The sequence below is a fragment of the Rhizobium sp. A37_96 genome (assembly GCF_053521765.1).
This window is the reverse complement of sequence record NZ_JBNWDS010000002.1, coordinates 529,960-542,651: the sequence shown is the minus strand read 5'-3', so window position 1 is coordinate 542,651 and position 12,692 is coordinate 529,960. Positions and strand designations below refer to the sequence as shown.

General features: G+C 60.1%; 14 protein-coding genes. All 14 read right to left on the bottom strand.

The window, feature by feature from the left end; translation table 11 throughout:
* Window positions 1-64: 64 nt before the first annotated feature.
* The 14 genes from ACQZ6J_RS09100 to motC all read right to left on the bottom strand — a co-directional run bounded on the left by ACQZ6J_RS09100 (window position 65) and on the right by motC (window position 12,691).
* Window positions 65-484, bottom strand: a complete 420-nt coding sequence (locus ACQZ6J_RS09100) for a hypothetical protein (protein WP_163984676.1) — start codon at window positions 482-484, stop codon at window positions 65-67.
* Between the two features lie 58 nt (window positions 485-542).
* Entirely contained in the window at window positions 543-1,295 is a 753-nt protein-coding gene (gene fliR, locus ACQZ6J_RS09095; RefSeq protein WP_163984677.1) for a flagellar biosynthetic protein FliR, read from the bottom strand.
* The gene (flhA, locus tag ACQZ6J_RS09090) at window positions 1,292-3,379 is read right to left on the bottom strand and encodes a flagellar biosynthesis protein FlhA (RefSeq protein WP_163984678.1); all 2,088 of its coding nucleotides are present in this window, start codon (window positions 3,377-3,379) and stop codon (window positions 1,292-1,294) included. The genes fliR and flhA overlap by 4 nt, the downstream gene beginning before the upstream one ends.
* A gap of 149 nt (window positions 3,380-3,528) precedes the next feature.
* Window positions 3,529-3,795, bottom strand: a complete 267-nt coding sequence (gene fliQ / locus ACQZ6J_RS09085; RefSeq protein WP_106996636.1) for a flagellar biosynthesis protein FliQ — start codon at window positions 3,793-3,795, stop codon at window positions 3,529-3,531.
* Between the two features lie 29 nt (window positions 3,796-3,824).
* Window positions 3,825-4,328 carry a flagellar hook assembly protein FlgD gene (gene flgD, locus ACQZ6J_RS09080; RefSeq protein ID WP_163984679.1) on the bottom strand — a complete coding sequence of 168 codons (504 nt, stop codon included), beginning with the start codon at window positions 4,326-4,328 and terminating at the stop codon, window positions 3,825-3,827.
* Window positions 4,316-4,768, bottom strand: a complete 453-nt coding sequence (gene flbT, locus ACQZ6J_RS09075) for a flagellar biosynthesis repressor FlbT (protein WP_163984680.1) — start codon at window positions 4,766-4,768, stop codon at window positions 4,316-4,318. The genes flgD and flbT overlap by 13 nt, the downstream gene beginning before the upstream one ends.
* The gene (gene flaF / locus ACQZ6J_RS09070) at window positions 4,765-5,112 is read right to left on the bottom strand and encodes a flagellar biosynthesis regulator FlaF (RefSeq protein WP_034513663.1); all 348 of its coding nucleotides are present in this window, start codon (window positions 5,110-5,112) and stop codon (window positions 4,765-4,767) included. The genes flbT and flaF overlap by 4 nt, the downstream gene beginning before the upstream one ends.
* Before the next feature lie 36 nt (window positions 5,113-5,148).
* Window positions 5,149-6,201: a flagellar hook-associated family protein gene (locus ACQZ6J_RS09065; RefSeq protein ID WP_449083489.1), complete on the bottom strand. Its 1,053-nt coding sequence runs from the start codon at window positions 6,199-6,201 to the stop codon at window positions 5,149-5,151.
* A gap of 3 nt (window positions 6,202-6,204) precedes the next feature.
* A complete protein-coding gene (gene flgK / locus ACQZ6J_RS09060) occupies window positions 6,205-7,674 on the bottom strand; it encodes a flagellar hook-associated protein FlgK (protein WP_163984682.1) in 1,470 nt (489 codons plus the stop codon).
* Between the two features lie 24 nt (window positions 7,675-7,698).
* Entirely contained in the window at window positions 7,699-8,010 is a 312-nt protein-coding gene (locus tag ACQZ6J_RS09055; protein ID WP_449083487.1) for a hypothetical protein, read from the bottom strand.
* 282 nt (window positions 8,011-8,292) lie between these two features.
* Window positions 8,293-8,964: a transcriptional activator Rem gene (gene rem / locus ACQZ6J_RS09050; RefSeq protein WP_163984684.1), complete on the bottom strand. Its 672-nt coding sequence runs from the start codon at window positions 8,962-8,964 to the stop codon at window positions 8,293-8,295.
* Window positions 8,965-9,244: 280 nt separating this feature from the next.
* On the bottom strand, window positions 9,245-9,838 hold the full coding sequence (locus ACQZ6J_RS09045; protein WP_163985154.1) for a lytic transglycosylase domain-containing protein: 594 nt from the start codon (window positions 9,836-9,838) through the stop codon (window positions 9,245-9,247).
* Window positions 9,780-11,381 carry a flagellar hook-length control protein FliK gene (gene fliK / locus ACQZ6J_RS09040; RefSeq protein WP_449083485.1) on the bottom strand — a complete coding sequence of 534 codons (1,602 nt, stop codon included), beginning with the start codon at window positions 11,379-11,381 and terminating at the stop codon, window positions 9,780-9,782. The genes ACQZ6J_RS09045 and fliK overlap by 59 nt, the downstream gene beginning before the upstream one ends.
* 2 nt (window positions 11,382-11,383) lie before the next feature.
* Window positions 11,384-12,691, bottom strand: a complete 1,308-nt coding sequence (gene motC, locus ACQZ6J_RS09035; RefSeq protein WP_449083483.1) for a chemotaxis protein MotC — start codon at window positions 12,689-12,691, stop codon at window positions 11,384-11,386.
* Window position 12,692 lies beyond the last annotated feature (1 nt).

Below are 12,692 nucleotides of genomic sequence, written 5' to 3'. Positions count from 1 at the left end.
GAATCAAAATGTCAGAGCAGGCCGGCAACCCAACGATGCGCATCCTGCCCCATGATCGCGGCGATTATGGTTTTTGAACCTTGCTGGAGGCTGGCGTCTCGCCGGCGAAGCGCTGATCGATGATGTCGTAGACCGCATTGTCGTCAGCTTCCCGCGTTTCGAGCTCGCGGGCGTCCTTCATGTGCTCTTCCAGCCGGTCTGCCTTGGTGCGCTCCTGCTGGACTTTCATCTGGATCAGCGTCTGGATGCTTTCGAGCTGCTGGTCCCGGATCATCAGGCGGCCATAGCGTTCGGCATAATGGATCGAGAAAGCCATGTGCACGGGATCGACCGAGCCGATGGCGACCATGACACGCTCCATCGACTCCGTAACCTCCAGGCGCTGGCGCGTCGTATCGGCAAGCTCGTTTTCCGCGATCCGCTCCAGATGGCGCTGCACCGCGACCAGCCGCTTCAGTTTTTCAGAACGGTTTTTTTCCGCCATCGCCTATCTACCTGCCGGCTGCGCCCGAATCGGGCTTCGCCCTCTTTCCGCTCGCGGGCTAATGCCCGTTGAAGACGGTAAGGAACGAATTGGAAAACTGACTGACCAACGCCGCGATGCTGAGATAGAGCATGAACAGCCCTCCCATCAGGAGATACGGCGTGGAGATGAAATAGATCGGGATCTGCGGCGCGAGCTTGTTGATGAAGCCGATCGAAATCTGGAACATCAGGCCATAGAGAAGGAAGGGGCTCGCCAGCCGCAGCATGATGAAAAAGGTGGTCTCCAGCGTATCCGTGATGGAGATCAGCGCGGCGCGCGGCTCGATGTGGCCGCCCAGGGGAATGATCGAATAGGAATCGACCAGCGCCTGCAGGACATAGTGATGGAAATCGAGGATGAAGAGGATCATGAGCCCGCAAAAGCTGATGAGGCTCGTGAGCGACGTCTCGCTCGAATCTTCGATGATATCGGCGCCGGCCGGCGCGTTGAAGCCGATCAGCATCGATATGATCGTGCCGGCGAACTGCAGGCCCAGCGTGTAGATCCGGGCCATGATCCCGTACATCAATCCGATGACGGCTTCGGTGAAGATGAGACCGATAAAGTTCGCGTCGCCCTTCGATACCTCGGGGTAGATCGTATTCCAGAGCAGCGGCAAGATCGCCAGCGACAGCGCCACCGAAAGCAGCAGCCTGATCTGCGCCGGGACGCGGCCCGAAGAAAACCCCGGCAGGACCATCATGCAGCCGCCGATGCGGCAGAAGGCGACGAACAGCGCCAGAACGGTCCCCTGGGGGTCGGTTATCATGAAATCGAACCTAGAATCTTGATCTCGATCCCCTTGGCCAATTCCACATGCGACAAGACCGGAAGGGTCGCGAACAGGCGTTCGATGATCATGCGCACATAGGAGCGTGTTTCCGGCGACGTGACAAGAACGAAGGGCATGCCGCGATCCATATATTCACGGATAACTTTGCCCGCCTGCTCGCTGAACTCCTCAAGACTGCGCGGATCGATGTCGAATTCGACGATTTCGCCCTTCTGGTCGCGCTTCAGCGCCTGGTGGAAGATCAGATCCCATTTGCTGCCGAGTCGCAGCACGCGCAGCACGCCATTGTCGGCCAGATCGCCGCAGAGCTGCTGCGCCATGCGCACGCGGACGTGCTCGACGATCTGCTCGGTCTTGCGGACATGCGGCGCCAGCTCGGCGACGGCTTCGAGGATGAGATGCAGGTTGCGGATCGAGACACGCTCGGCGAGCAGCAGCTTGAGCACGGCCTGCAGGCCCGAATAGGACATGTGCGACGAGCAGATTTCGTCAGCAAGCTTCTTGTATTCGGGGTCGAGACGCTCGATCAGGATCTTCACGTCCTTATAGGAGAGAAGCGCCGGCAGGTTGTTGCGAATGACTTCGCTCATATGGGTGAGGACGACGGACACGTTGTCGATCGGCTGGAAGCCTTCGCGCTTCAGATCCTCGGTGAAAGCTTCGAGAACGGAGACGGCAGGCATGCCAAAAGCGGGTTCGCGGATCTCGTCGCCCGGAACGGTCGGCTTGCGGCCGGAGCCGGTGACGACGAGCACTTCGCCGACGCGCAGCATGTTGGAGGCGATCGTCGTGCCATGGATGCGGATCTGATACGACTTGTCGGCGATGGCCATGTCGTCGATCACCTTGATCTCCGGCACGACGAAGCCGTACTGCGTTGCGAACTTCTTGCGCATCTTGCCGACGCGGAACGCCAGTTCCTGATGGGCGCCGAGCAGGCGGGTGGAGACGATCTTGCCGAGGGCGAGCTCGATCTCGGCGGTCTTCAGAACCGACTTGACCGAATCCTTTTCCATCTCCTTCGTCTGCATCACCTTCTGCTCTTCGGCATCGCGGCGCAGCTTGTTCTCGGCTTCGATCTGGCGCGGGATGAACCAGGCGCCGGCCGCCATCAGGCCGCCGAGGAAGACGAAGGGCAGGAAAGGCATGCCGGGCATGACGGCCAGGATGCCCATCAGCACCGCCGAGACGGCAAGCGCACGCGGATAGCCGCTCAACTGGTTGAGGACGGCCTGGTCGGTGGAGCCGGAGGTGCCGCCGCGCGAAACGAGAAGGCCGGCGGCGAGGGAGACGATAAGCGCCGGCATCTGCGACACCAGACCGTCGCCGACGGAGAGCTTCACGAAGACGTCGGCGGCCTGGCCGATCTGCATACCATGACGGAAATAGCCGATGATGATGCCGCCGAAAACGTTGATGCAGGTGATCAACAGGCCGGCAACCGCGTCACCGCGCACGAACTTCGAGGCACCGTCCATCGCGCCGAAGAAGGAGCTCTCTTCCTCGAGCTCGCGGCGGCGGCGCTGCGCCTCCTTTTCATCGATCAGGCCGGCAGAAAGGTCGGCGTCGATCGCCATCTGCTTGCCCGGAATGGCATCCAGGGTGAAACGGGCGCCGACTTCGGCGATACGCGTCGCACCCTTGGTAATGACGATGAAGTTGATGGTGATGAGGATCAGGAAGACGATCAGACCGATGACGAAGTCGCCCGACATCACAAGGCTGGAAAAGCCCGCGATGACGCCGCCCGCCGCATCATGCCCTTCATAACCGTGCGAAAGGATGACGCGCGTCGTGGCGATGTTCAGCGCCAGACGCGTCATGGTGGCGATGAGCAGAATCGTCGGAAAGGACGAGAATTCCAGCGGCTTCTTGATCCAGAGCGCCACCATGAGGATCAACACGGAAAATGCGATCGAGAAGGCCAGCCCAAGGTCGATCAGAAACGGCGGAATCGGCAGAAACAGCACGCACAGGATGACCATGATGCCGAGTGCGAACCCGATATCACGTACACTGGGATTGGCTTTGGGAAGTGCTATTGCGGGTGGTTGTGCCATCGACCGGTTCCGTCTCTTCATGAGAGGAGGCAAACGGCTGACCCGCCTGCCCTATTGGAACCGACCTTTAAAAGTCGAAGCTTGCGCGAGCATGGCCTGCGGCCTTCGATGCGCCCGATCCGAAAGCCGGACCGGCCTTCGGATTGACGCTAGAAGCCCGACTGGATTCGCGAGAAGACGAGATTGGTAAAGATCGAAATCTGCGCGCCGACGAACGGAGCCGAAATGCCGATGGTGACCATGACCGCCACGATTTTCGGCACGAAGGTCAAAGTCGCCTCCTGCACCTGGGTCAGCGCCTGGATCAAGGCGATCACCAGACCGACGACCATGGCGGCAGCGACAGCCGGCCCGGAAGCCACAAGCACGGTCCAGATCGCCGCCTGGAAGATATCCAATGCATCGGCTTCATTCATGACATTTTCACTCCCGGTTCAGCGGCTCCTCATGAGCCGCTGGTCGGATCCGTGCCCGACGAATCACTGCCGCTACTATCGCTTGACGCCGGCGGAGTATCAATGGTCGTGCCGGCCGGGGCAATCGTCACGCCGGCCTGGATCAGGATCTTGTCACCGGCATCGGTCTGGGCGATGATGCCGTCCGTATAGACTGTGACTTCCTTGATCGTGCCCGTGGTCTTGCCGTCGGCACTCATGATCTGCTTGCCGATATAGTCCGACGCCTGCGAGATCCACTGGTTCTGCAGCACGGTTTCCAGATGCGAGTTCGTCTGGATCTGCTGCTCGACCTGGGAGAAGCTCGCCAGCTGCGAAATCTGCTGGCTGGCGTCCATAGGATCGGTCGGATCCTGATTCTGCATCTGCGCGATGAGAAGCTGCAGGAAGTCGTTGTAGTTCAGGCTGGCGCTCGCGGATGCGGCGGCAGCACTTTGCGAGGAACCGCTGGAAGAACTGCCGCTGCTGCTGTTGACGGCGTCTACCGCTGCCATGGAGCGATCTCCCGACGAATATGCTCGATCGTCGCGGCCGGCATTTCCTGATTGTTCAGAATATTGTCCTCGATCGGGTAGAGCCCGCGGATCGCCTTCAGCGCATCGAAGGCGCGGCCGGTGGCAACCAGGCCGTCGATACGTTTCAGTTCGGCCAGCACTTCCTCGTTGTGGAAGCAGGACAGCAGCATAACGATCGACTTCCGGAACATGGCCGTCGACTGCTCCTTGCCCTCGGGATTGACGAGGATCATCTGCGCGATGAAGTAGAGCTGGCGCAGCGGAGTCGTCGCGTCTTCGGGTTGAAGTACATGGTTCTCAAGCAGGAACGTCACATCATTCAGGAATTCCAGAGCAACCTTGCGATCGACACGCAGGACGGCCCCGTTGATAAAGATCTTTTCCCCGGCTTTGAGCGATATGCGAAGCGTACTTTTCATTTAAGTCCATCCCTGATGATGGTGGTGACATCGATGATGCCTTGATAATTTTCCGACTGGCGCCGCCGGATTCGATCGCATTCCTTCAAAATCCAGATTGCGATCGAGATTAGGTTGGCACGTAATTCGACATTGAGCTGGTTCTCCGGACTTTTCAGGTCCTCGACGAAGCTCACCCATACGCGTCGCGTATAGAAGAGAGCCTCGATCGCTTCGCGGCCGTATTTCCCCGCATCACGGGCCGCAGAGAGAAGAGCTACCGACCGGTCCAGAACTTGCCGTTCTCTTTCCTTGGCGTCGGCCACGGCATCTTGCATGACTTCCGCATATGAGAACTGATACATTCACGCATCCTTCCTGGTCATTCCTTCCTTTGATCATCAAAGGTAATTTACAAGGCTTAACTGCTGGATCTTGGAGACAATGGTATAAGCGGTTTCGAGCTGTGTCTCGAGGCTGTTGACCTTGGTCGAAGCCTCGTAAGGGTCCACGCCGGTCAAGTCGCCGACACTGGTATTGAGAATGGTCTTCTGCGCGTTCAGCGTCGTGTTCGCATCCGACAGACGCGACTGCGACAGGCCGAGCTGGCTTGCCTGGCTGTTCAAACCGTCCACCGCCTGGCGCGCATAGCTGATGGCCTGGTCGGTCACCGCATTCAGTGCGTCCGAGCTCAAGGCCGGCGTCGTGCCCATCAGCGCATTGGTCACGCTGGTCGCAAGCGCCAGATAGCGCATACCGGAGGCATTCGAGTTCGTCGAGGTTTCCACGACTTCCGAGTTGCTGATGCGGCTCGTCATGTTCTGATCCGACGCGCTCGACCAGCTTGCCCAGCCGCTGTCGGACGTGAACATCGGCTCGACCTTGGTGGTGATGAAGTCCTTCATCTGGTCGCCCGTCAGATCGCTCGCCGAGGTGACGGGCGGGGTCTGGGCGGCCATGTAGGAGGTGAGCGCATTCTGGATTGCCGTGTTCGTCGCGGCGGAATTATCCGTCATCGGCTGGACATCGGTGTTGGTGCCGGCAAAGAGATATTCGCCGTTGACCATGGTGTTGGCGGACGCGATGACACTCGACAGGGTGGAGGTTGCCGTCGATTGCGTCAGCGCCACGCTGCTGCCGTCCGTGTTGCCGCGCAACGCCACCAGCTGATCCATCAGCTTCTGCGCCTGCGTTCCCATATCGCTCAACGCGGTTTGCGAGGAGGTCATTCGCTGGTTCGCGATGGAATTGCTGCTGAGGATGGAGTCGATGCGCGACACCTCCCGCGTCAGGTTCACGCTGAGCGACGTGCTGCTGCCCAGTGCAACGCCGATATCGGCGTAGACACCCGTGGTTGCCTCGGTCGAGGCACTCGTCATCTCGTTCTGCGCCTGACGGATCGTCTGGCGCATGGCGTTCTGAATGGCTGTGCTCGAAATGAAAGAAAGTTTCATAGCTTAGCTCGCAATATCCAGTACCGATTGAAGCATCTCATTGACAGCGTTCAATATCTTCGTTCCAGCCTTGTAAGACTGCTCGATATCCATCATCAGCGTCAATTCTTCGTCGAGATTGACGCCGGTCGCATTCGAATAGGCGCCCGAGGAGCGCGAAAGGGCCGCCGAGGTATTTTCGGCCGCGGTCGTTGCCGTGCTGCGCTGCCCTTCGAGCCAGCCGATGGAACTCGATGCGTAATCCATGAGGCTGGCCTTGGTATCGGAGCCGGCCGACGCATCGAAGTCCATTTTCGTGTTCATGGCCGTGATGTAGGCATCCAGCTGGGTCGAGTAGCCGCTGTCGCCATTTGTATTCACGACGTAGTTGGCGCCGTTGATGCCGCCGTCACGCAGCAGGTTCGGATTGCCGCCCTGTGACGTCACCACGGCCGGATTGACCGTGATCGAGCCGGCAAGGCCGGTGACGACCGTCGCGCTGCTCGGCACCGTGCCGCCGGTCCAGGTGAAGAGGCCCGGCGCCTTTGTCGAGTTGGTGCTGTTGGTTTCCGCAAACGTCGTCACCAGGCCGCGAGCGATCTCGTCGAGCTGCTTCTGGTAGGTCGGCGCCACGTCGTCGCGAACCTGCAAGGCCGCCTGGAGGCTGCCCTGCGCCGTCGTATTGGCGCCCTGGCCGGGAGTGAGGGCAACGCCGTCGATATAGACGCTGTTGCCGACCGTGCTGGCCGTATAGGAATTCGTCGGCTGAAACGTCACCGTACGAGGAATGGTCTCGAACAGGGTCGTGCCGCTCGACGTATAGAGCGCCATGTCGTTGTTGCCGCGTGTCACCGTGGTCACGCCGACAATCTGCGAGATCTGGTTCAGGACCGAATCACGCTGATCGAGCGCATCGGCAAGGGCGCTCGAGGTCGGGCCGGCCGTGGTCGTGGCCGACTTCACCGCGTCATTCGCCGTCTGGAACTGCTTCAGCAGGCTGTTCAGCGTGCTGACGTCCGAGCTGATCTGCTTGTCCGCATCGGTGCGGGCGTCCTGTACGGCCGAGGTCGCGTTGTTGAGCGAGGTGGCCAGGCTCTGCGCGGCATTGATCGCAGACTGGGCGGCGGTCGTGCTGGACGGCGAGCCGGAGAAGGTCTGCATCGCGGTCTGGAATGCGGAAAGATAGGTCGCCGGCGAAATCTCGTTGTCGTTGCCGCCGAGCGTTGCCGACTGAAGGTTGCCGTAGGCATTCAAAAGCAGCTGCTGCGCCGAGTCCGACGACGAGGAGCTGAGATAGGCCTTCTGCAGTGCCGGCTCGCTGCTGCGGTCGATCTTCACGACCTGAGCGCCGGCCATGTCGGTGGTCAGCATCGCCTGGCGACGCGAATAGTTCGAGTTGCTGGCGTTTGCGATATTGTTCGACACGACACTGCTCTGCGTGCCGGTATTGTTGAATATCGCCTGCGCGTTATTGAGAGCTGTTGTGAGCGACATGACTGACTCGATACCCTATTCGTTTTAGCGCCGCAGAATGGCCGATGGCGCGCCGGAATTGTCAGAATAGCCTGTCAGAGTGAGGCCGGCGAAGTTGGCCGTATTGTCGTTGGCACCCGATGGAAGACCACTGGAACGAACCAAAGACGACCGTCTGCAAGCATACTGGAAGACGAGAATGCCATTGTGCAGGGAATCGAATCCGGCGGTCGCAAGATGCGCAACGCCCTTCCCCGCCAACACGGCGCGACGAACCGGCATCGCCTTGGCGACGTTGCCAAAAGCGGCACCCAGGCAAATCGCCTGTGCGTTCGCTTCCGCAAATCCAGTCCTCATCCTGCCGAAATTCCTCATCTGGAATCCTCGTTATCCTTCATACGACTGAGAGTAGGTGGCGGGCCTTGCGTGAAGCTGTCTGAGAGGGCGAAAAGCCGATCATCGTGAAAATGCCCTTCGCGGGAGCCGCATCGCAGCCATGGCATCGACTGTCGTTAACGTAAGAAACGACGCACCTTCGGGGCAATGCCGATGCGCATGGAGCAAAAGAACAGGCCCGAGAATCATGTGATTCTCGGGCCTGTTCATGAATTCAGCATCCTGAATGCCAGACTGGAGATATCAGCTCCAGTCGATGCAGTAGCCGAGGAAGCGTTTGGAATCGACCGGGTCGAAACCGAGCTTCTTGCGCAGCTTCTTGCGCAGCTTCGAAATATGGCTTTCAACCACGTTTTCTTCGACTTCCTCGTCGAAGATGCCGTAGATGGCGTTGAAGATCTGCGTCTTCGTCACCCGGCGACCGCGATTGGCGATCAGATATTCGAGGATGCGGCGCTCGCGGCGCGGCAAGGCAAAAACGGATCCGTTGATTTCCGGATCACGACCATCCGCAAAGACGCGAATCGGTCCGATATCGGTATAGTTGCTGATCGCCTTCAGCCTACGGCGGATCGCCGCGGCCCTGGCCAGGATTTCCCGGGGATGAACGGGCTTGCGCACGACATCGTCCACGCCGCAATCGAAGAGTGCAAGCGTGGCTTCCAGCGAAGGTTGATCGCTGACCGCGATCACGGGTGCTGCCGTCCTGTCACGAATTGCTCTGGGGAGCTCGTGCACCTGCTGGCCCTGGCCGATCAGGAAGGCCTCAACAGCAGCAATATCGCCCTCTGCCGCCGTCGTAACCCATTCGCCGAACTCGCGTGGATCAAACCCCGTGGAAGGGATGCCCTCGCGCCCAAACAGTGATGTATATCCGTCCTTAACGAGCTGTCGCTCATCAACCACTACGATCATTCGTCCGCCTCCGAATCAGTGTGGTGTTTCGATGGACTATGGGTACGAATCGGGCGAATCACGAACAACTGTCGGAAATGAGTGACGGAAATTAATAATTGATTAACTTTAGAGGCGCGATTTGCACTAGATGTAGTGGGTGCATCGCATTTCACACCGATAAAAAAGTTGTTAGTTAGCGTATTATTAACACGCGCATTTTGGGCAGTTCCATGGCAGTCAACAGTCTCGATTGAGTTAGCGGCGGCTAACAAGAGGCCGAATACAACCTATGAGTTGTCTAATTCTGACAGAAGGTGGCCGCGTTGGGCGTCCATTTCCCGTAGCCGGTGGCAACCAGATTGGCGATCACGCGGCAGACATAGACCTTCTGTGCGGGATCGTTGTTCGGGCCTGCATGGTATCTGGCTACCGCCATCGTCCAGGTCTCATGCCTGTCATGCAGATTGCGAAGAAACTTCGCGGCATACTCGACGTTACTGCGCGGATCGAACATTGCGTCGACGGATGCAAAGTTTTCACCATGGAAATACTGATTGATCTGCATGCAGCCGACATCGATAAGCTTTGCGCCGTTCTGCCTGGCTGCGGCGAACACCTGCAGGGCGGCACTTTCCGATGGCGGGAAGATCGGCCGGCCCTCGACATTGAGGGCGTAGGGGTAAAGCGATCCTTTACGGCCTGTTTCCGTCAAGCCGACCGAGTAGAGGATCCCTTCCGGTATTCCATATTTCGCGGCGGCTGACTGTATTTCGCGTTCGCAAAGGCCAGCGGCACCATTGTCGGGCGGTGCCGGGTTTCCGGAAGCATGCGCCTCAGAGGTAAACCGCGCCAGAGCGAGGACGCTGAGCGCTACCGGCAGCACCGTCTTCAACGCCGCGCTCACCCGAGCTGCGATTGCCATCGTTTCCATTTGCCTGCTGCCCCGAATAGTTCTGACCCTTGGGACGCGCATCGCCCCCCTGCCCCTGGTTCAACAAGGATTGCTGCTGCTGATTCGATCCCGAGCGACTGCTATCCGACTGCTGATCCGCATTGGACGCCATGGAGACGGTGATGTTGTCGACCTGGTAGCCTTGGGCTCGCAGCGCCTCGACCATGCGGCTCTGGTCGGCATGAAGCTGCCTGTAGGCCTCGCTCGTCTGAACCTTGAGATCGACGCTCAGCTGATCGCCTGACAGCCGCATGGTGGCCGTGACATCGCCGAGATTGTCCGGCCGCAGCTGGATCTTCAGGGTGTTGACGACCTTGCCCGTGCTTGTCAGGTTCGCGGCATTCGACAGCGCCGAGCCCGGCTGCATCGCCGCCGACCATTCGCGGTCGCCCGCCATCGTTCCGGCAACTAGCGACGAGTTGGAGGCGAGTCCCAAATAGCGGCGGGAATCCAGCACCGTGACGGTCGGCATGTCGCCGCCTGCGGGCGCCGCCACCTTGACATCCGCCGTGTCATCCGCGGTCTTGCTGATCGAAAGATCGAGCGCGCCGCCACGGCCATCCGCCCGCGTCAGACGGAAGGTCTGTGATGCGTCTGATCCCTTGGCGTCGTCCGGCACCGCCAACGTCGCGTCCACCGTATCGTCCGACAGGGCCGCATTGCCGAGCGACATGCCCTGAACCTTCGCATCGTCAGCGGCCTTGCCGGTCGGCATCGCGCCCGCCTGCGCCGCAACCACCGGCTGGGGAACGTTCAGCAGGGACAAGGTATCCGAGATCGTATTGGCTACCTGGCCGTCTTGCGTCGGCGTCGACTTACCATCGTCAGCAGACTGCGCATTCTTCCCGCCTTTCACGACAGGCGTTTTGTCGTTGCCCTTCACCGGGGCAATCTGACCGTCCGTCGTAGCTATGTCGGCCAGTTGCTGCGCCATCCCGGCGAGCTGATCGACCGCGGTCGATTGTGTCGGCATCTTGTCAGCGCCGGCCGCCGGCATGGCAGGATCGGCTGTTACGGCCGGCTGATCGCCATCGGCTGGTTGCGCAGTGCTGCCTTCGGCCGCAGCCGAGGCCGCCTTCTGCAACTCTATGAGAGATTTCGAGAGCGCCGCGGCGGTCGTGCCCTGTGGGGGCTTCGCGCCCTTGGTCAGGCCAGCGAGGGCGGCGAGATTGGCTCCGGACGTGTCGATCATACCAACTCCGGCATTGGCGCTGTCATCAATGGCAAGAGCTATCGCCGCGGAATTGCCCGCCGCCGTCTTGGCCGTATCGGTATCCGCATCCGCATTGTCATCGGCTGTCGTGCCCGTGGCCGTCGCGTCCTGACCGGCATTCACGCCGGAGGACTTCCGTCCGTTGCCGAGCGAGCTGGTCAGCGCATCGATAAAGCCTTTGCCGTCGTCCTGTTTCGAGGAGCGCGCACCCTTGACGGCAGCAAGAACATCCGCCCCGGATGAGGCGCCGGATACACCGATGTCGTTCATGATCAATGACTTTCCTGCTTCAACAGGCCGTCGATGGCATCCAGCTTCGAGCGGCTCGTCGTGACGAATGCGTTGAACGAAGAGTCGACCTCCTGCCGCCCTCCTTCCGGTGCGGGAGCCGCGCTCGGCGTGGCTCCCTGCTCAACACCCGCCGTGCCGGGAGATTGGCCTCCCGCTTGATTCGTCACAGCAGCATCGTGTTCAGTATTCTGTTGGTTGGACAGGTTAGGAACGTTGCCTTGCCCGAGGCTTGCAGGGTCGGGCGTGCGCATGATCTCCTGTGCCACGGCCTTCGCCGCATCACGCAGGGCACGATCCCGCGCGTTCAGCTCTCCCGCCGGCATCTGGTCGACATCGTTGATCGCCGACTTCAGTTCCGGTGTCGATATGCCCGCCACGCCGCCATAGAAGTTCGCCAGCGCGCCGAAGGCGTCGCCGCCGTCCGTGGTGGGGATCGCCTGGGCGCGGCCGGCCGCCAGTGCGGCGAGATCGGACTTGCCGGCGATCGCGGCACGGCGCGCCATGCGCAGATAGATCTCCCGTTGTCTGGGCGGGTCCATGAAGGACAGGATATCGATGATGTCCTGCTGCTTGATATCCGAATCGTGATCGACCACGAGCTGCACGAAAAGATCGGCGAACTGGCTGGCATAGGGCGAATGCAGGAAGCGCCTCGTATAGCGCTGCGCATAGTCGAGCCCCGTCGGCACCATTCCCGCGTCGGCACACAGGGCAAGCGAGCGACGGAGCGCCGATTCCTCGATGATCGTGCCGGGGGCCATCAAACGAGCCCAGTCGTAGAGTTTCAGGGCCGCCTTGGCATTTTTGCCGGACATGACATTGCCGGCAACCAGCGAAAGATAGGGGCCGATCGGCTTGTCGCGATATTCCTTGGCGATGTCGGCAAGCGTGTTGACGACCAGCAGTCCCTTGCCGTTCAGATATTTCCTGAGAACGTCGGCAACGCGATTGTCGAAATTGCCGTTGACGTCGCGCGACATCAGATATTCGAGCGTCTCGGGGTTGCCGCCGCTCATGGCGTAGATCAGCGCTGCATCGACGTTGCGTCCGTCGTCGAAAACGGATTTGTCCGCGTTGCGCAGGCGTTCGTCGATGGTTGCGAGCAGGAAGCGCTGCATTTCTCCGGCGGAACTGTCGCCCGCGACCACGGAATCCTGCACGAATTCGAGCGAGTGCATCATCTTGTAGAGCGGCAGGTTGTCCTGCCCCTCGGCGTTCACAGCCCCCGGCACCAACATGCCGAGGGTGAGCGTAAGCGCAAGGTGATGACGATGCTGTTTGCGCACCATG